The organism is Lyngbya aestuarii BL J, from assembly GCF_000478195.2.
Lineage (GTDB): Bacteria > Cyanobacteriota > Cyanobacteriia > Cyanobacteriales > Microcoleaceae > Capilliphycus > Capilliphycus aestuarii.
Genome location: NZ_AUZM01000051.1, coordinates 26,029 through 46,386, shown reverse-complemented (window position 1 = coordinate 46,386; position 20,358 = coordinate 26,029). Strand labels below are relative to the sequence as shown.

General features: G+C 45.1%; 14 protein-coding genes and 1 pseudogene. 5 read left to right on the top strand and 10 right to left on the bottom strand.

Features of this window, described 5'->3' with window-relative positions:
• Positions 1 to 809: pseudogene (locus M595_RS19335) on the top strand (Rne/Rng family ribonuclease); the annotation flags it as partial.
• A 54-nt stretch (positions 810 to 863) separates the two neighbouring features.
• Positions 864 to 1,457 (top strand): ribonuclease HII, encoded by a 594-nt coding sequence (locus M595_RS19330; RefSeq protein ID WP_040484370.1) that lies wholly within the window; start codon positions 864 to 866, stop codon positions 1,455 to 1,457.
• Positions 1,458 to 1,469: 12 nt separating this feature from the next.
• Here the strand turns inward: M595_RS19330 and M595_RS19325 are convergent, their stop codons facing one another.
• Positions 1,470 to 2,057, bottom strand: a complete 588-nt coding sequence (locus M595_RS19325; RefSeq protein WP_023068083.1) for a DUF1997 domain-containing protein — start codon at positions 2,055 to 2,057, stop codon at positions 1,470 to 1,472.
• A gap of 419 nt (positions 2,058 to 2,476) precedes the next feature.
• On the opposite strand from M595_RS19325, the gene pheA reads away from it, so the two are divergent.
• Positions 2,477 to 3,316 carry a prephenate dehydratase gene (pheA, locus tag M595_RS19320; RefSeq protein ID WP_023068095.1) on the top strand — a complete coding sequence of 280 codons (840 nt, stop codon included), beginning with the start codon at positions 2,477 to 2,479 and terminating at the stop codon, positions 3,314 to 3,316.
• Positions 3,317 to 3,465: 149 nt separating this feature from the next.
• Positions 3,466 to 4,863 carry a hypothetical protein gene (locus M595_RS19315; protein ID WP_023068064.1) on the top strand — a complete coding sequence of 466 codons (1,398 nt, stop codon included), beginning with the start codon at positions 3,466 to 3,468 and terminating at the stop codon, positions 4,861 to 4,863.
• Between the two features lie 19 nt (positions 4,864 to 4,882).
• Here the strand turns inward: M595_RS19315 and M595_RS19310 are convergent, their stop codons facing one another.
• The 9 genes from M595_RS19310 to M595_RS19270 all read right to left on the bottom strand — a co-directional run bounded on the left by M595_RS19310 (position 4,883) and on the right by M595_RS19270 (position 14,670).
• Complete coding sequence (locus M595_RS19310) at positions 4,883 to 5,542, bottom strand: LON peptidase substrate-binding domain-containing protein (protein WP_023068085.1); 660 nt, start codon at positions 5,540 to 5,542, stop codon at positions 4,883 to 4,885.
• A 112-nt stretch (positions 5,543 to 5,654) separates the two neighbouring features.
• Complete coding sequence (gene rpsJ / locus M595_RS19305) at positions 5,655 to 5,972, bottom strand: 30S ribosomal protein S10 (protein ID WP_023068084.1); 318 nt, start codon at positions 5,970 to 5,972, stop codon at positions 5,655 to 5,657.
• A 397-nt stretch (positions 5,973 to 6,369) separates the two neighbouring features.
• A complete protein-coding gene (tuf, locus tag M595_RS19300; RefSeq protein ID WP_023068082.1) occupies positions 6,370 to 7,599 on the bottom strand; it encodes an elongation factor Tu in 1,230 nt (409 codons plus the stop codon).
• A 151-nt stretch (positions 7,600 to 7,750) separates the two neighbouring features.
• Complete coding sequence (gene fusA, locus M595_RS19295) at positions 7,751 to 9,844, bottom strand: elongation factor G (protein WP_023068065.1); 2,094 nt, start codon at positions 9,842 to 9,844, stop codon at positions 7,751 to 7,753.
• 75 nt (positions 9,845 to 9,919) lie between these two features.
• A complete protein-coding gene (gene rpsG / locus M595_RS19290) occupies positions 9,920 to 10,390 on the bottom strand; it encodes a 30S ribosomal protein S7 (protein WP_009783217.1) in 471 nt (156 codons plus the stop codon).
• Positions 10,391 to 10,470: 80 nt separating this feature from the next.
• Positions 10,471 to 10,842 carry a 30S ribosomal protein S12 gene (gene rpsL / locus M595_RS19285; protein WP_009783216.1) on the bottom strand — a complete coding sequence of 124 codons (372 nt, stop codon included), beginning with the start codon at positions 10,840 to 10,842 and terminating at the stop codon, positions 10,471 to 10,473.
• A 652-nt stretch (positions 10,843 to 11,494) separates the two neighbouring features.
• On the bottom strand, positions 11,495 to 11,824 hold the full coding sequence (locus M595_RS19280; RefSeq protein ID WP_023068080.1) for a HesB/IscA family protein: 330 nt from the start codon (positions 11,822 to 11,824) through the stop codon (positions 11,495 to 11,497).
• 131 nt (positions 11,825 to 11,955) lie between these two features.
• Positions 11,956 to 12,375, bottom strand: coding sequence for a phosphomannose isomerase type II C-terminal cupin domain (locus tag M595_RS19275; protein ID WP_023068070.1), 420 nt, complete (start codon positions 12,373 to 12,375; stop codon positions 11,956 to 11,958).
• 372 nt (positions 12,376 to 12,747) lie between these two features.
• Positions 12,748 to 14,670, bottom strand: coding sequence for a phosphodiester glycosidase family protein (locus tag M595_RS19270; protein WP_023068058.1), 1,923 nt, complete (start codon positions 14,668 to 14,670; stop codon positions 12,748 to 12,750).
• Between the two features lie 676 nt (positions 14,671 to 15,346).
• Here M595_RS19270 and gltB point away from each other — a divergent pair.
• Entirely contained in the window at positions 15,347 to 20,164 is a 4,818-nt protein-coding gene (gene gltB / locus M595_RS19265; protein ID WP_023068096.1) for a glutamate synthase large subunit, read from the top strand.
• Positions 20,165 to 20,358 lie beyond the last annotated feature (194 nt).

Below are 20,358 nucleotides of genomic sequence, written 5' to 3'. Positions count from 1 at the left end.
AGCAACTTGCAAAAACCGTGATCTTGGATGCACCCCAAACTCGCTCAGAACCGGAAACAGTCGAACTAGATGCAGTCAGCAATTTACAAGAATTAGAGTTAATTAACCATCCGAGTTATCAAGATCATACCGGAAGTAATGCTCGGCGGCGGCGGCGGCGGCGAATTGGAGATTTGGATTCTTTGGTTCGCGAAGATGAACCCAGTCGTAATAATTTGCGCTTAACCCCAACCAGTGGATACACCGAAAATCGCTCTGAAATTCAATTATCAGAGGGATTATCTTCTAGAAGTGGATTAGCCGAACGCAGTCGCACAGCTAAATCAGATACTCTCAAACCCACAACCGAACCGCCAGAAGTGGTTTCTGTTGAAATGACTACCGATGAACAGCAAATGTACGCGATGATGGGTATTTCCCCGCTGATGCTTTCGAGTAAAACTCCAAAAAATTCTAGAAATGTGATCGTGACGGTCTGTTTACCCGGAGAAGACCCCCCCTCACCCAAAGATCTGTTAGAGGAAAATGAAGAAGAATTAATTGAGGTCAGTCCACCGAGTCCACCTATACCTGCACCTGCCCCAGTGGAGTTAACCCTGAAGTTAGATTCTCCGACAGAGGTAAGCCAAGAGTCTATCGAGGAGTCTATCGAAGAGTCTCCTGTTGAAGAAGAATTTTCCCCTACTCCCTCTTTAGCGATTTCAGAGGATGCAGACGAAGGGATGGATTTAGAGGATGATTCTGAAGAAGAAGAAGAGTCTTCCCCAAAACGTCGTCGCCGTCGCCGTTCTTCTGCAACCACCGAGTAGGGTGTCTTGGTTCGGAAACTGGGCAACTGAAGTTCTCATAAATCACAGGATTCTATGCCTCAATTGATTGCTGGTATTGATGAAGTTGGGCGGGGAGCTTTATTTGGCCCAGTTGTAGCGGGGGCTGTAATTTTATCAGATGAAGCCATTACAGCCTTAACTGCGGCAGGTGTGCGAGATAGCAAACAGTTACGGCCTCTAATGAGGAAGCGATTGGCGCAAGAGATTCGGGCGATGGCGTTGTCTTGTCAAGTGGCGGTAGCCTCCGTACAAGAAATTGATCGGCTTAATATTCTCCAGGCGAGCTTATTAGCGATGAAGCGGTCAATCTTGAAGTTAAAACCGCCTCCCGACTTATGTTTGATTGATGGGAATCAACCGATTCGGGATTTATTGATTCCCCAACAAACGGTGATTAAAGGGGATCAGACTTCAACCGTAATCGCCGCTGCGAGTATTGTCGCGAAGGTGTGGCGAGATGAATTAATTGTGCGTTTAGCGGACAAATATCGGGAGTATGATCTCAGTAATAACAAGGGATATGGAACAAAAAAACACCGACAAGCCTTACAACGTTATGGCCCGAGTCGTCAACATCGACTTTCATTTACTCCCTGTCAACTCTCACTTCCTCTCGATTTAACTTGATCCTAATCCTAATCAGATGGTTTGACCTTCACCCGAGAGAACAGACTCAGGCTGATTGACTGAAGTTTCATTTTGTTCAGAAGCCCATTGACGATAATCACACAGCAGGTTGTGCATCAATCTTTGTTTAATCGTCATCAGAACACTTTTGAGTAAGCCATTCCCGGTTTTTTCTAAAATCGATAGCGGTGTGAATTTTAAGGCTGGGGGTAATTCCACCTGAACTTCTAAGTTGGCTTGACCTGTCAGGTGAGTTGTACCTTCTTTCTGGCTTGGGGATAAACGTCCGACTAATTTTAGAGAAAAGCGTTGATTAATATATTCAACTCCGCGAATCTCACAGCCTACTGATTTTAAGCCAATTGTTCCGTCTGCTAAAGCCCAAACTTTTAGGTCTACTGTCGGCTGAATCGTCAGCATCAGAAACGACAAAGGGCGCATTTTGAGCCGAAAAGTATCTTTGCTGAGTTGTTCTAACCGACTCGGATCGGCTAAAGCATTCATTAAACGTCTGGGTTGACGCAAATAATGTTGAATAGGAATCTGCTGTTGCGTTACTGCCATTTCAACAGACTGAGTTGCGTTAAATTTAGCTACCATAGAACCCTTAAAATTGAAAACTTTGTAAGCTTATTTTAATTAATTTTAACAATTTGTGACGTGATCCGGATCAAAAGAAAAAGACCATTCAACAATCAAAGCATATAAATCCTCAATACGGTCAGTTAATTGTCTCATCATATGGGTAGAAATAATCAGTCAAAAGTAAAGAATTATAACGTCTTCTCTCAACTGATGACCAACATCTGGAGAAAATAGAAATAATTTCTACCTTTTGGAGGAATCTCTGATCGTCAGACTTGATCAATTCAAATTGTCGTTCGACAAGGAAAGGAGAAAAATGGAGTGAAGACTTTTTCGTGAGCTAATGTCTGTTTTTCCAATTACAGATTAAGCTGACAATCGAAAACTCAAGTGAATTCGTTTCCTAACTATTTTTTGTTATCAAATTGATCAAAATGCAATTTTCTATCGCCCATTTAGGCCCTGCGGGAACCTATGCAGAAGCCGCAGCTACAGCCTACGTTAGATATTTAGTTGAGACTAAAGGCTTAAAATCTTCACTTTATCCCTATCCCAGCATTGCTCAAACCCTGTGGGCGGTGGCAAGGGGAGAAGTCGATTTAGGAGTGGTACCTGTAGAAAACTCCATTGAAGGTAGTGTCAGCATGACTTTAGATACACTCTGGCAAATCGATACACTCCAAATTCAGCAAGCTTTAGTGTTACCCATCTCTCATGCTTTGATTTCTCTGGCAAAAAATCCACAAGAGATTGAAGTCGTTTATTCCCATCCTCAAGCCCTCGCTCAATGTCAGGAGTGGTTAAATCAAAACCTTCCCCAAGTCCGACAAATTGCCACAAATTCCACCACAGAAGCCCTACAACATTTAGATCAGGAGACAACCGCTGGAGCCATTGCATCAGAACGAGCCGCAAGTTTATATCAGTTACCGATTTTAGCTCATCCGATTAATGATTATCCGGATAATTGTACTCGCTTTTGGGTGGTGAGTTTACAACCGTCACCCGGAGGGAATCATACGTCTTTAGCCTTTAGTGTGCTGGAAAATAAGCCAGGTATTTTAGTTAAACCGTTACAGGTCTTTGCAGAACAAGGGATTAATATGAGTCGGATTGAGTCTCGTCCCACAAAGCGATTACTCGGAGATTATTTATTTTTTATTGATCTGGAAGCTAATACTTGTGATCAATCCGTAAAATTGGCTTTAGCTGAATTAGCAACTTATACAAAAACGCTCAAAATTTTTGGCAGCTATTCGATAGTGAATCGTTAATTAAAGTGAAGTGGGATTGATTTTGATGAGAGTCGAAAATCAGGAAGGTCTGGGTATGAGCTTGTAGTTCTTTTTATCTAGACCGGAGTAGAGACTGAGCGGATGAATATAAGTAGAGTTGTACATATTTTTCTCGTCGGATTTTAGAGATGTATTCTTCGTTTCAAGGCATTCCGAATTTACCCGATTTAACCCATCCGAATGAGTTAATTAATTTTGGATCGAACATCGTTCAATTTTCTTGGAAATTGGCGCTATTAGTTTTAGCGTTTGGCTTGGTGATGGCGATGATTACTTGGTCGAATTCTCGTCAAGCTGAACCCTCTGTCGCCGCTATTCTTCAAGGAGAGTTAGAACGCTATGTTTTGGTGATTCAAAAGTTACCTCATCTGGGTTTGATTTTAGTGATTTTGGTGGGGGGATTTTTTCTGTGTTCGACCCTCGCAAATCGATATCATCACTGGGAACAACAAAAAGTGGCTCAAGTGGTGACGACGGTTTCAGGTGAACGGCTTGAACAAGCAGCACCTCAAGTGCGTTATCAACTTGAAGAAACTTATACTCGCTATCGCTGGGTTGATAATCAACAAATTGAGGAAGAAGCAACCCGGAAAGTGGATCGGTTTTTGGCGATCGCCGGTTCACAAATTCAACTCAGAATCGATCAAGCAACTGATCCGGCGACTCGTCAATGGTTGTATAGTGTGGACTTTGAAGCCGAATATCAGGTCATCAACCGACTCAGTGATATTCAGCAGTTTTTCTTTGAAGTTCGTCCCCCTTTCGGATATAAGATCCTCCAAAATTTTCAAGTCGAAAAAGAGGAAAAACCATTGGTATCGGTTAATCCAGGGGACTATGGGTTTCCGTTTCGTTTAGCGCCTGGAGAAACAACTCGGTTTCGGGTAACGTATCAAGCCCAAGGTGCGCCTCGTTGGGTGTATGAACCAATGGGACAACTTCTGTCTAATTTTCGGTTAACCGTAAACGCCAATTTTCCCAATGCTGATTTTTCGGGCGCTCTCCCGACAGTGACGCAGGAAGGAGAACGACAGCGAGAGTTAACTTGGATTTTTGAGGGAAATGTTTCGGTGCGTAATCCGTTAGGTGTTTTTACCGCTACTGATCCGGTGACGAATACAGGAATTTTACCGCGTTTGCTGTTGTTAGCTCCGGCAATCTTTTTGTGGTGGATTCTGTTGTTGAATTTGTCATTACCCTTGAGTTTGAGAGATATTGCGATCGCAGCGAGTATTTTCTTTGCTTGTTTACTGACTCTGACCTACAGCAGTCGTTTAATCGATGCTAAACTGGCTTTTGCGCTGATTTGTCCGATTTTAATCGTTTTGGTCTGGGGACTCGGAAAACATCGTCAAGCGTCTCTGGCGGCTATAATCTGCACAATTGCGGGAGTGGCTTTACCCATATTTGGTTTATTGATTCCCTACAGCGGTTTAACTCTAAGTTTAGCAGGACTGCTATCCGGTAGTTGGTTAGCAGTCCAAAGTTGGTACAAGCTCGGCAATTGTGAAGTCTCACAAAATTAACAAGTTTTCAGGAGTTCACTTAGTTGGGATCGACAGGATTTTCAAAGGTATCTTTGAGAACGGTTTTAGCCGCTAAGTGACTACGAGTTGAACTCAAGATTTCTGCTTCCCGTTCTAAACGAACTGCGGTATCTTGCATTTCTAAAAGAGCTTGTTGCTCTGCGGGTACACCATAGAGGTTACTCGCCACCCAGTAAGACAGTTCTGTTGGTAAACTGGGAATATCTTCTGGGAGCTTGATGCTTTGATCCATCAGCTTACTAGAGAGGCGAACGACGTCTCGCAGCAAGCCTTCAACTTCCGTTGCTAAAGGTTTAAGATCGTGTTGGGGGGGGACATCTTCTATCCATTCAACCAACCCAACTAGATAGGGTTTTTCTCGAACAGCTTCTAAGACACGAAATCGTTGCTGTCCCAGGGTGATCATTTTGATGCGATCATCGGGTAAACGCTGATGCTGAATGATTTCAGCACAACACCCGACAGAAGCGACTTTACCTTGAGTTGGATCAAACATCACAACCCCAAAGCGACTATCGCTTTCGAGGATGGTGTTGATCATAATCCGATAACGAAACTCAAAAATATGCAACGGCAGAGGTATGGCGGGAAATAGAACCACTTCTGGAAGTGGAAACAGGGGAAGTTCTCGAACTGCTATTGAGGAAGATGATGCCATTGTCCGTTTATGGTGTGCGCTTCTTTTATTTTACTTTAACGGATTTCTTTGCCCTGTTCCTCCGTGATGGCTATATTTTCGAGCAGCATACTACAAAATTGATGGATTCAGCCTAAAGCTTGACTTCAATATCCACACCCGCAGGTAAATCCAATTTCATCAACGCATCAATGGTTTTAGAGGAAGGCTGATAGATATCAATGATGCGGCGATGAGTACGAGTTTCAAAATGTTCTCGCGAATCTTTATCAACGTGAGGAGAACGAAGAACACAATAAATGCGTCGTTTTGTGGGTAAAGGAATAGGGCCGATTGCGGTTGCCCCTGTACGGTTAGCTGTATCGACAATTTTTTCACAAGATGTATCCAGCAGACGACGATCAAATGCTTTGAGACGGATACGAATTTTTTGCTGTTGAATAGTAGCCATTGGGTTTTGAGTTTTCCAGGTTCGGTTTAAGTTTTTAGCGACTTCTGTTTTCAAGATGTTACCCAAAACGGGTAAAATACTCATCCCTAGAACATTTGAGTATTCTGACCACACAAAGCTCTGACTTGTTAACAAGCATGACAGTTTTATTGTCTGCTTTTGAAGTCAGAAATAGTGATCAGAATCGTTTTCTTCTGGTCTAATTCATCGGTTTAAAACGGTTTAAGTTAACAACCGATCAACTTCCAAATTGAAGAAAATCATTCCATTTTAATATTTTCACAATATCAGGTAGAACTTCACGGGAGTAAACAGCCCGCCTGAGTTACCACTGTACGAATTAACGCAATTGGTTAAAGACGAGCTGTTTTCTTTGATCAGTGTTTATAGGCCGTGCCTACTTCACAATTTTCGACACAACTCCCGCACCGATAGTCCGTCCTCCTTCACGAATTGCAAAGCGCATTCCCTGCTCAATTGCAATTGGAGTAATTAGAGTCACGTTCATTTTAATCCGGTCTCCCGGCATAACCATTTCTACATTGGAACCATCATCAGCAGTGTAGCTGTCGATTGTACCCGTTACATCCGTGGTTCGTACATAGAACTGAGGACGATAGCCAGAAAAGAAGGGTGTATGACGACCACCTTCTTCTTTTTTGAGAACATACACCTCAGACTCAAATTGAGTGTGAGGGGTAATACTACCCGGTTTGGCTAGTACCATACCCCGAGCGATATCGGCTTTTTGCAGACCCCGCAGCAACAATCCAACGTTGTCTCCAGCCATTCCTTCGTCTAGGATTTTCTGGAACATTTCTACACCCGTTACAGTTGTGCTACGAGTATCTCTGATACCGACCAGCTCAACGGTTTCACCCACCTTGACTTTACCCCGTTCAATCCGGCCCGTTGCCACAGTACCCCGACCGGTGATGGAGAAGACATCTTCTACCGCCATCAAGAAAGGCTTATCAACCGCACGTTCGGGGGTGGGGATGTATTCATCGACGTTATCCATGAGTTTGAGGACTTTATCAACCCACTCATCATCTCCCTTCTTAATAGCAGGGTTGGAAGTTAAGGCTTCTACAGCTTTGAGAGCCGAACCAGAAACAATGGGGATATCATCGCCCGGAAAATCATAGGAACTCAGCAATTCCCGCACTTCCAATTCAACCAGTTCGAGTAACTCTTCGTCATCAACTTGGTCTTGCTTATTGAGGAAAACCACAAGACTCGGAACACCCACCTGCCGAGCGAGTAGAATATGTTCCCGAGTTTGAGGCATGGGGCCATCGGCTGCCGAAACCACCAAGATCGCTCCATCCATTTGAGCTGCTCCCGTGATCATGTTTTTCACGTAGTCTGCGTGTCCGGGGCAATCTACGTGAGCATAGTGACGATTTTCTGTTTCGTACTCAACGTGAGCGGTATTGATGGTAATTCCCCGAGCTTTTTCTTCAGGAGCCGCATCAATATCTTCATATTTACGGGCTTTAGCTCCGCCTGCGGCTGCCAGTGTCATGGTGATAGCAGCAGTCAGAGTGGTTTTACCATGGTCAACGTGACCAATTGTACCAATGTTAACGTGGGGTTTGTTCCGTTCAAATTTTGCGCGTGCCATATCCTACTTGATCTTTGATTCGAGATGTTAGATGTTGAATAATTGAGGCTAAAACCTGATCACTCTAGATTGAGTCTGAGGGAGCAGAAGGCGACAAGGAGTTAATCTGTATTTGATCTTCTCACCTGCACTTCTTGCCCCCTTTCAACTATTATTCCCCTTTACTCTTGGCAATAATAGTTTCAGCCACACTGCGAGGAACTTCCTCATAATGGCTAAATTCCATTGAGAATATTCCTCGTCCTTGGGTATTTGACCGAATATCAGTCGCATAACCAAACATTTCCGCTAAAGGAACTTTTGCCGTTACCTTCGCCAGACCTTGTGACTGATCCGTTTCCTGAGCCTCGATCTGGCCCCGACGGGAGTTGAGATCGCCGATGACAGTACCGATAAAATCATCTGGGACTTCTACTTCGACCTTCATCATTGGCTCAAGCAGCACAGGTGAGGCTTTCTGAACTCCTTGTTTGATTGCCATCGAACCCGCAATCTTAAAAGCCATTTCAGAGGAGTCTACATCGTGATAGGAACCATCGACTAAAGTCGCTTTGACATCAATCAATGGATATCCGGCAATTACACCCGATTCACAGGCTTCTTTCATCCCTTCTGCTGCCGGGTTAACATATTCTTTCGGAACAGAACCCCCGACAATTTTGGAGATAAATTCAAAGCCGCTTCCCTGTTCGCCCGGTTCGAGTTCAATTACGACATGGCCGTATTGACCTTTACCTCCACTCTGACGGATAAACTTACCTTCAGTTTTAACGGCTTTGCGAATGGTTTCCCGATAGGCGACCTGGGGTGCGCCCACGTTCGCTTCGACCTTAAACTCCCGTAACATCCGGTCTACTAGAATCTCTAAGTGGAGTTCTCCCATCCCCGCAATTACGGTTTGGTTGGTCTCCGGATCGATAGACACTCGGAAAGTGGGATCTTCCTCTGACAGAGATTGCAGAGCCTTGGAGAGTTTCTCCATATCCTGTTTGGTTTTGGGTTCGACCGCCACCGAAATTACAGGTTCTGGAATATACAAAGATTCCAAAATAATTGGAGAGCTATCATCACATAGCGTATCTCCAGTCAGGGTATCTTTGAGACCTAAAGCGGCTCCCAAGTCTCCTGCTCGCAGTTCATCAACTTCAATGCGATCATCTGCTTTCAACACAATCAGACGAGAAATACGTTCTTTCTTGTCTTTAGTTGAGTTGTAAACATAGCTTCCTTTCTGAAGAACTCCAGAGTAGACCCGCACAAAGGTCAAACGACCATAGGGATCAGCCATGATCTTGAAAGCGAGTGCAGAGAAGGGGGCTTCGTCATCGGCCGGACGTTCTTCTTCTTCTCCACTCGGAAGTGTCCCTTTAATCGCTGGTACTTCGGTCGGAGCAGGTAGGTAATCGACTACACAATCCAACAACCGTTGTACGCCTCTGTTTTTAAAGGCAGAACCGCACAAGACTGGGACAATGGTTCCGGCAATGGTTGCCTTACGAATTGCAGCGCGAATTTCTTCCTCTGTCGGGAGTTCGCCACCTTCTAGGGCACCTAGGTACTTTTCCATCATGGCTTCATCACATTCAGCCAAAGATTCCAGCATTTTTTCGCGATACTCCTCGACGAGATCTTTGACCTCATCGGGAATTTCATCACTTTCCTGGATATCTGTACCTAAGTCATTGGTGTAGATGTATGTTTTCATTGACACCAAGTCTACAAGTCCCCGGAAGTCACTTTCACTACCAATCGGAACTTGAATCGGAACGGCGTTGGCTCTCAAGCGATCACGAACTTGTTCGTAAACCTTGAAAAAGTTAGAGCCTGTGCGATCCATTTTGTTCACGAATGCAATCCGAGGAACTTTGTAGCGTTCTGCTTGTCGCCAAACGGTTTCGGATTGGGGCTGAACACCACCGACAGAGCAAAAGACGGCAATTACTCCATCTAACACTCGCATTGAACGTTCGACTTCAATCGTGAAATCAACGTGACCTGGAGTGTCAATGATGTTGATGCGATGATCTCTCCAACTGGTAGTGATAGCGGCAGCCGTGATCGTAATACCACGCTCCCGCTCTTGAGCCATCCAGTCTGTTACCGCATTACCATCGTGGACTTCACCCATTTTATGAACCACACCTGAATAAAATAAAATCCGTTCAGTTGTGGTTGTCTTGCCCGCATCGATGTGGGCTGCAATACCAATATTACGTACTCTCTCAAGCGGGATAGTACGTGCCACAGCTACCTCCTTTTTAAGCCTTCATTAAGATTCTATCTGTTTGCGGAAATCACTGCTATCCCCACCTCATTCATTTTAGTACCGATAATGGGCAAAGGCTTTGTTTGCATCTGCCATACGGTGGGTTTCTTCGCGTTTACGAACAGCACTTCCGGTTTCGTTGGCAGCATCCATTAGCTCGTTAGCCAGTTTCATTGCCATTGTCCGACCCGCTCGTTGTCTGGAATAATTGATTAACCAACGCAACGCCAGGGTGGTTCCCCGTTCTGAGCGAACTTCCATCGGTACTTGGTAAGTTGCACCCCCTACCCGTCTAGCTTTAACTTCCACTAACGGAGTCACGTTTCGTACTGCTTTTTCAAACAGTTCTAACGGTTCAGACCCGGTTCGTTCTTCGATAATTTTCATCGCATCATAAATAACTCGGTAGGCTAGAGATTTTTTCCCATGCCTCATAATGCGACGAACCATCATACTCACTAGGCGGCTATTATACACCGAGTCTGGGGGAACAGGACGTTTTTGAACTACTCTACGACGAGACATACCTAATTTTTACCCTAATTGCTTTTGATTATTAATCATTTCATCCAAGATCGGTCATTTGATGACTTAACTTCATACTTTTACTTAGGACGTTTAGCCCCATACTTAGATCGTCCTTGGCGACGGTCTTTGACTCCGGCTGTATCTAGAGTCCCTCGGATAATGTGATATCGGACTCCCGGTAAGTCTTTAACCCGACCTCCACGAATCATCACAACTGAGTGTTCCTGTAAGTTATGACCAATTCCGGGGATGTAAGCCGTGACTTCAAAGCCGGAAGTTAATCGTACCCGGGCGACTTTACGCAGTGCTGAATTGGGTTTTTTGGGTGTGGTTGTATAGACTCTTGTACAAACGCCTCGGCGCTGCGGACAACTCTTAAGCGCTGGCGATTTTGTCTTTTTCAGTGCTTTTTCTCGTGCAGATCGAATAAGTTGCTGTATAGTGGGCATGAGTTATCACATATTTCCTCAAATCGGCATTTTCTGGTTTTAGAGTCTTTGTCTGAATCAACTTCCGTTGAAAGTTTTCCCTCTCTACTCTTGGAGAAGGATGGGCAAGCTGAACCTCACGAGTTACGGCTTTAGGCTTGATTCACCGTTGCGTAGAACACTAACCGCAGTTAGTCATTCCCCGTTATCTACTGAGTCTACCGACTTCAACTCTCATCACTGAGAGCTTGATTTGAGATCTCTAACTCTACGAGGACACCAATTTTCCGGCGATGCGGATCAATTGGGGATACCTTCAAAATTCTGTCTATCGGGTGAATTTGAGTGAAAGTTTCCTGAATAACTCTAGATGAACTGACACTTTATCCCTTCACAACATAAGCTGCTTAGGCTGGGCTTTTCCAATGACTGGAGGCTTTTTGATGTCAGTCGTCTGGCGTGGACAGGACAATCTCTTGGAATTTCACCTTTTTTGGACTTGACGCTCTTTAAAGATTCACGCTCCTGCTCAATTGAGCAGAGAATCCCTTGACCCTCTTGGCAACAGGATACTAGACTGAATTCTTTAATTATTTTGATACCCAAATTGTTACTATAGGTAATAAAACTATAATTTGTCAAGTGTGGTTTAAAAAAATATTGTTAAGATCTCTCAAACTCTCGCCTGAAATGAATGACTACAACCACAGGTTTGAGCAGCATGAGGATTATTGAAGCGAAATCCTCCCCCCATCAAATCCTCTGAGTAGTCCAAAGTCAAACCTTCAAGTTGACTCAAACTTTGGGTATCAATCACAACCTGAATCTCACCACACTTGTAAACCACATCATCGGGTTGTAAGACTTGATCAAACGTCATTTGATAATACAAACCACAACATCCACCGGGCTGCACCCGCACGCGAAATAAAGCATTGGCACTCTTTTGCTTTGACTTTAGACGAAACACTTCACGAGTTGCCGCTGGAGTGACTTGTATCATAACGACTAGAACAGTAAATCAGTAGCTCACAATTCCAGACTACTACTAGAGATCAGAAAAGGAAAGGTGTCTGACCCCATATCCCCAATTTCTAATCCCTAGTAATCCAAAATGATATTATCCTATTTTTTTTATTTCGTTTGAGCTCGAGCGCGAGAATAATCATCTTGAAAACGAACGATATCATCCTCTCCCAAATATTCTCCGTTTTGAACTTCGATCAAGATCAACGGAATCACGCCAGGATTTTCTAAGCGGTGAGAAGTACACTGAGGAACATAAGTCGATTGATTGGCAAATAGCACTTCTTCGTGATCTCCACAAGTCACCTTAGCAGTTCCAGAAACGACAATCCAGTGTTCACTACGATGGTGGTGCATTTGTAGACTGAGGCGATGTCCAGGATTAACTTCAATCCGTTTAATCTTATAACCCGGGCCTTCTTCTAAAGTCGTAAAAGATCCCCAAGGACGTAACTCTGTAGACGCAACACCTTGAGAAGAAGTCTTAAGTTGAGTGGCAGTTTGAGGCTTTTCTTGAATAGCTACCATAATAATCTGTCCTCGAAGAATAGTTTGTTGATAGAAGGATTTTAGTAAATGCACCGATCAGGCATTATGCTCTAAACTTTTGGGGAGATTGAGAATTCTCAACACCGACATCGAGCTTGAGCTTGCCATCAACGGGTTGCTTCTTTTCGGGGTTAGCTGAACATCAACTGGCTGAAGCTAACAAGTTGATCCCCAGAAGCAATTCGGCTAGAAAATAAGTTCTCTAAACCTGCTGCCTCTTAAACGCTATGAACCAACATAACAAATTGATCTAGGCAATTGTCATCCCTGATTCTACGGAATTTGGAGAATCTTTACGCAATCTTTACTTAAGTACAGTTCAGTTTACAAAAACTTCAAAGCAATTTCGGCTCAGATTTCAGGCGGCCCAAACACTCCTAACCCGTTGTGAATCGGGGCTGCCGTTTGGGGAGGACGATCAATCAACTCACCCCCAAGATATAAACTGGTAGAACTCCCCCCATCCAGATTTAAAGCCTCAACAGCCCCAAGTTTTTGGAGAATTTGAGCCAGTTCAGTTAAATTCGGCCCTGATCCCAGAGGGCGATTGTGAACAGCAACCAAAAGAAGTTTGTTGTCTGGGGTTCGACCGACTGCACTACGAATCGCCTGTTGGGTGCTAAACGCCTCACTAAAGCGTTCTGAAGGCGCATCTAATACAATTTCACCGGATTTTAACAATAACGGCCCTGCGGCTAAAATTTGCGGGTAAGTTTCCCATATTGGCGGTTCAGTTTGACTCTCAATTTTCACTTCTGTTCCGACTGGGAGTTGAGTCACTTTTTCCGTATTATTCCGGACAACCAAGAGAGAATCATCACCCGAAATGGGTACCGGAAGCTTGACAGGTCTTTCTCGAAATAGATGCTCAATAATGCGATGATTACGGGTAATCATTGCCCATTCACGATCAAGAACTGGAACATAAGTTGAAGCCCAGTCGGAGGTATAACGAGAAATTCCGGCTTCGACATATCCACTGTTGAGATGTTGAATCGGAAAACGATCTCCAGTCGCCGTGATTAAGGTTTCAAAACGAGTCAAGCGGTCGAGATCAATCTCACCTTGATCTGTCCAACCGATCGCACCTCGATTTAGAATGGGACTCGATAGCCAACGTCCCTGGCGACGAATAGCTCCCAGGGGAAACAGAGTATTACGATTAAAGAACCCTCCGTTAATCGCGGCTAGGGCTTGCGATCGCGCAGCAGTTTTCAATAAAGGTGCCAATCCCACACGGGAAGTATTGCGGCTGAGAATAGGGTCTAGGGAAAGTTGAGGCTGAGTGAGATCGATTTCCAGCCAGAAGACCGGAAAATGTTGATTAGGCAGCGATGAAGCAGTGGGTTGAGAATTAGGGATTTCGATATATTGCTGTCGCCAACGTAATCCCGGCATCCAGAGGATATTCCGTTCCCCTAAAAAATCAGGTCGAATTTCGATGTTCAGACGATTAGGATGACTTAAAGTTGAGACAACCGGACGCCAACCGACAGGAACATTAAACTTGAGCGTGGTTTGGTGGCGATCGCTCTCCTGTTCGAGTCCACCCAGAGGGTTATCCCAGAGAGAAGAAAAGGGGGCGATCGCAGCCGGATCAAGTTGAGCCGCTAAACGGATCGTCCAGGGGATTAACGCCGGGATAGAGGGCGAATTAGGGTCATCTGGGAGAGGTTTTGGAGTAATGGTTGCAGGTTGAGGCGCGATCTGAGGATGTTCCCACAGGACTCGCTGATCCAATTCAATTTGTAATATTCGGTAAGCCCGAAGCAGTTCTGGAGAAATCGGTAAATCAGCGGGAGGGGAAAGAGGGCGTTGTTGAATGGCTTTAATCGTCGCTGGAGGCGTGACAATTTTCAGGCGTGTTCCGACAATAGACAAATCCCATTGTCCCTTTTGAGCGATCGCGGTAACATCTAGATATCGATTCGGTGAGTGATGAAAAGCGAATAAAGTCAGAGGGGAGGAGTTTGTTGAAGAAAACCACTCGACAGGTTGTTGAGTGCTATCATCTGTGTCCAGTAGGTCTAAGCCTAAAAGCCTCATTAATCCCAGATCCCGAATTCCAACTCGTAGCGGTTCAGCTTCTGTGCTTTGCCATTGAACCCAAGCCAAATCAGCTTCTTGGTTGTTCAGTTCAATCAAGGAACCCTGTCGAATAATTTTGAGCGGCGATTGAGAAGCTCGTGAAGAAGAATTCTCAACGCTAAATAGCACAGATAGAGCAGTACAGATAGCAATGTACTGAGTCAAACGGCCGAAGGATGGGAACATAGGAATAAAGTTCAGTTTGGCTTAAAGGTTAAATTTTTGAGAAGTCTGACCTTCAAACACCACAGACCTCTAAAGTCATAACAGACACCAACTCAGAGGTTAGAGTCGATGCTCACTCTACATTATGCTTTTTGGTATCCTAGTGACTACACAATCATGATGGCTTAAAGCATTGATGCGGCTTGTCGAGCGCGTGTTCTAGGTTACATAATTCATCAAGGTTGATCGGTTTAGATAATCTTGGATTACGTCTTTTTTTTCTGTACCGATGAGCTACTCCCGTGGCAATATCGCCTTTCAAAGAGGAATATTCTAAGGTGAAAGAAATTAAACCCGCAATTTCCAGCTCAACTCTGAGTCTATACCAACTGCAATTGACACTTAAATAGATATCTTTTTAGTGACTGCGCTGTTGGAAATTTTGCCAGTTTTTCTTTATCCTAAATTACTTACAATTTCTATCAATCTTCCGGTGTCGAGACTGCGATCGCAAGTTTAGCGCAGGTATCGTCGTCGGAAAAAACGGATCAACTGGTTACGGAGCAATAAGTCTATCAAGGCGTTGAGGTGTCGGGTTTGACTGAAATAGTTCCTCAACCCATCTGTAAAACTTTCATCTGTAGCCATTTTTGGCGCAGCAAGCGATTCCAAAGTTAGTTTAATCGACATTTGCGAAATGGATCATATCAACACAAGCGAGAATCAAAATCAACCGATGACCGGGGGGGAAATGCCGGAAACCTCTGCAATCAAAGGTTTTTCAAGTCACAGATTACTCCGCCGTAAAACGACGGAGCCTGCTGTGACCGTTGGTCAGGGTACACAGAATTCAACCCGTTTAGGGACTCCCTACGGGGGTCAACGATGGCTTGTTGAAGAACGAGATGCCTGTGGAGTCGGTTTTATTGCCAATCCATCGGGTGTAGCCAGCCATGACATTATCGAAAAAGCTTTACCTGCACTCACCTGTTTAGAACATCGAGGCGGATGTAGTGCTGACTATGACTCTGGAGACGGTGCAGGGTTAATGAGTGCTATTCCCTGGGAATTGTTACAACAGTCTCCCGAACTTTCTAGCCTTCAGGAGTTATCCCTGGAACAATTGCATCAAGCTTATGGGGTAGCTATGGTGTTTTTACCCCCTGATGAACAACAAGCCGCTACAACTCGGCAAGTGATCGAGGAGGTATTAGCCGCAGAAAATTTGACGCATCTGGGATGGCGCAAAGTTCCCGTTAATCCCGATGTTTTAGGGCCACAAGCCCGAGAAAATCAGCCTTTGATCGAACAGGTGGTGGTTTCCTCAAAAACCGATCAAACCGGAGATGCTCTTGAACGACAACTCTATCTAGCGCGACGTTCGGTTGGTGATGCTTTAGAAGCCAAAGGGTTTGTTTGGGGACAAAATGTCTATATTTGTTCCTTCTCCTGTCGCACAATTGTCTATAAAGGCATGGTGCGTTCAGCAGTGTTGGGAGAGTTTTATCTCGACTTAAAAAATCCGGCTTATAAGAGTGCCTTTGCGGTTTATCATCGACGGTTCAGCACGAATACGATGCCCCGATGGCCTCTGGCTCAACCGATGCGCTTATTGGGTCATAACGGCGAAATTAATACCCTTCTGGGTAATATTAACTGGATGCGGGCAGCCGAAGGTAAGCTAGCCTCCGACACTTGGGGAGAACGTCTAGAAACGTTAAAACCGTTTGTAGATGCTACCAATAGCGACTCGGCTAACCTCGATAACGTCATGGAGTTATTGGTGCGAACGGGACGAACTCCCCTAGAAACCTTGATGATCATGGTGCCGGAAGCCTACAAAAATCAACCCGATCTGCAATCGCGTCCAGAAATTGTCGATTTTTACGAATATTACAGCGGTTTACAAGAACCGTGGGATGGGCCGGCATTGCTGGTGTTTAGCGATGGTAAACAAATTGGCGCCACTCTTGATCGTAATGGTTTGCGTCCGGCGCGTTATTGCATTACCAAAGATAATCTCGTGATTGTCGCCTCTGAAGCAGGTGTTGTTGATATTCCCGAATCTGAGATCGTTGAAAAAGGCCGTTTAGGGCCAGGGCAAATGTTAGCGGTTGACCTCGAAAGTCACGAAGTTCTTAAAAACTGGGAAATCAAAGAACGGATTGCCCGTCGTCAACCTTATCACGAGTGGCTGGAGAACTATCGCGTTAACCTAGAACCTCAACCCTTCGAGGATGAGACTTCTAACCTCGAGACACAAACCCAGTTACGCCTACAAACGGCTTTTGGCTATGGTTCAGAAGATCTGGACATGGTGATCGCGGATATGGCAAGTTTGGGGAAAGAACCGACTTTTTGTATGGGGGATGATATTCCCTTGGCGGTGCTTTCAGATAAACCTCATTTGCTCTACGATTACTTCAAACAACGGTTTGCTCAAGTCACCAACCCCCCGATTGATCCGTTGCGAGAATGGATCGTGATGTCGTTGAATATGCAACTCGGCGGACGGGGAAATTTACTCGATCCACAGCCCGAAAATGCCCGGATGCTGAAAATAGAGTCTCCGGTTCTCAATGAAGCTGAACTCGAAGCACTCTGTCAAAGTGGGTTTGAAACGATTAAACTTTCAACTTTATATCCCGTTTCTACCGGGCCAGATGGACTCGAACAAGCCATTAAGCAACTCTGCGATCGGGCTGAAGATGAAGTTCGCCAAGGCAAAAAAATTGTCATTTTAAGCGATTCTTCTGGGGAGACGCATCGCGATCGCAATCTGAGTGCAGAATTGACTTATATTCCGCCTCTACTTGCTGTCGGTGCAGTTCACCATCATTTGATTACAACGGGGTTACGCTGTAGTGCTTCTTTAGTGGTTGAGACTGCTCAATGTTGGAGTACCCATCATTTTGCCTGTTTAATTGGTTACGGGGCTTCTGCGGTTTGTCCCTATTTGGCTTTTGCCAGTGTACGCGGGTGGTGGTCTAGTCCCAAGACTCAAAAGGCAATTGAACAAGGGAAATTGTCTCTGAGTTTAAGCGATGCTCAGAAAAATTATCGCAAAGCAGTTGAAGGCGGTTTGTTAAAGATTCTCTCCAAAATGGGAATTTCGCTGCTGTCTTCCTATCAGGGCGCTCAAATTTTTGAAGCGATTGGCATTAGTGGTGATTTATTGGAATTGGGCTTTAAAGGTACGACTTCTCGGATTGGGGGGTTAACGGTTAAAGAACTCAGTCAAGAAATTTACCAATTTCAGGTCAAAGCTTTCCCAGAAATTGAACAGAAAAAACTGGAAAATTACGGTTTTGTAAACTTCTTCAAACGGGGTGAATATCATAGCAATAACCCTGAATTGGCGAAGGTTTTACATCAGGCTGTCAGGAGTGTTAATGGTAATCAAAATGGTTCGGATGTACCGGGATATGACCATTATCAAACCTATCAGAAATATCTAGAAGGTCGCCCGATTTCGGCTTTACGAGATTTGCTTGATTTTCAAAGCGATCACGAATCCATTCCTCTTGATGAGGTTGAATCTGTCGTCGAAATTGTTAAACGCTTTTGTACAGGTGGGATGTCATTGGGGGCGTTGTCGCCGGAAGCCCACGAAACGTTAGCGATCGCCATGAACCGACTCGGTGGAAAATCCAACTCGGGTGAAGGAGGAGAAGATCCAGCCCGGTTTAAAGCCTTTGAGGATGTTGATGACCAGGGTAATTCGGCCACCCGTCCCTATTTAAAAGGCTTACGCAATGGAGATAGCGCCAGTTCCGCGATTAAACAAGTCGCCTCGGGGCGGTTTGGGGTGACGCCTGAATACTTGATGAATGCCCACTCGATTGAGATTAAAATTGCCCAAGGTGCAAAACCCGGAGAAGGCGGACAGTTACCGGGTAAAAAGGTGAGTGCATACATTGCTATGCTACGGCGATCTAAGGCAGGTGTAACGCTGATTTCACCGCCTCCTCACCATGATATTTATTCGATTGAGGATTTAGCCCAACTGATTTTTGACCTTCATCAGATTAACCCCCAAGCGTTGGTTTCGGTGAAGTTAGTGGCAGAAATTGGCATCGGTACGATTGCCGCCGGGGTAGCAAAGGCAAATGCTGATTATATTCAGATTTCTGGTCACGATGGCGGTACTGGGGCCAGTCCCTTGTCTTCGATTAAACACGCCGGTACACCTTGGGAATTGGGATTGACTGAAGTTCATCGGGTGTTGATGGAAAATAAACTTCGCGATCGCGTGCGGCTACGGGTGGATGGCGGCTTGAAGTCCGGCTGGGATGTGGTCATGGGGGCGTTGATGGGGGCTGAAGAATTCGGCTTTGGTACCATTGCGATGATTGCAGAAGGCTGTATTATGGCGCGGATTTGTCATACGAACAGTTGTCCGGTGGGTGTGACGACTCAACGGGAAGATTTACGCAAACGTTTCCCCGGTACGCCGGATCATGTGGTGAATTTCTTCTACTTGATTGCGGAGGAAGTACGGCAGTTGTTGGCGCGTTTGGGCTATCGTTCGCTAACCGATATTATGGGGCGTTCTGATCTACTGAAGATGCGCGAAGGGGTGCAACTGACTAAGACAAGCGCGATTAATCTCGATTGTTTGATCAATTTACCCGATACCCGAAGTGATCGGGATTGGTTGAACCATGAGGGAGTTCACAGTAACGGGCCTGTCTTGGATGATGTGTTACTTGAAGATGCGGATATTGCGGCTGCGATTCGTAACCAGGGGACGGTTAATAAAACGGTTCGACTGGTGAATACAGACCGAACAGTTGGGGCGCGAATTGCTGGAAAAATTGCCGCGATGTACGGTAATACCGGATTTTCAGGGCAAATTAGCCTCAACTTCACAGGTTCAGCAGGTCAGAGTTTTGGGGCGTTCAATTTACCGGGAATGACGCTAACCTTGACTGGGGAAGCGAATGATTACGTCGGGAAAGGAATGCACGGCGGAGAGTTGATTATCAAGCCCTCCCCAGAAGCGAGTTATGATCCGTCGGAAAACGTGATTATTGGTAATACCTGTTTGTACGGGGCAACCGGAGGAACCCTGTATGCTTTGGGTCAAGCGGGCGAACGGTTTGCGGTGCGGAACTCGATGGGACGGGCGGTAATAGAAGGCGCTGGCGATCACTGTTGTGAATATATGACAGGTGGTGTTGTCGTTGTTTTAGGTGCTGTTGGTCGTAACGTGGCGGCAGGTCAAACCGGAGGTATTGGCTATTTCCTCGATGAAAATAACCAGTTCCCAGAACGGTTAAATGGGGAAATTGTCAAGATTCAGCGCGTTTGTACTCCGGCCGGCGAAAAGCAGTTAAAGGAATTGATCGAGCAACACGCGGAACGCACAGGTAGCCAAAAAGCACAGACAATTTTAGCGAATTGGTCTGAGTATTTGCCAAAGTTCTGGCAAGTGGTACCGCCTTCGGAGGAAAATACTCCTGAAGCGAGTGCAGAAGGGTCTACAGAAAAGGTTGCGGTTACTGCTTCTTAGCAAACTGTTTCTGTTAATAAATTAATCAATTAAGGGTGCATAGAATTGCGCCCTTTTCTATTGAGATCTAAGTTAATGGAACTTCTAGTTATAGGAGTTTATTAAAACTTTATAAAACACTTAGAGGATTTTTACATAACCCTCTTTTGATCCAAACAACGCTACCCTCAAAACCGGAGAGAATGTGTAGCCAA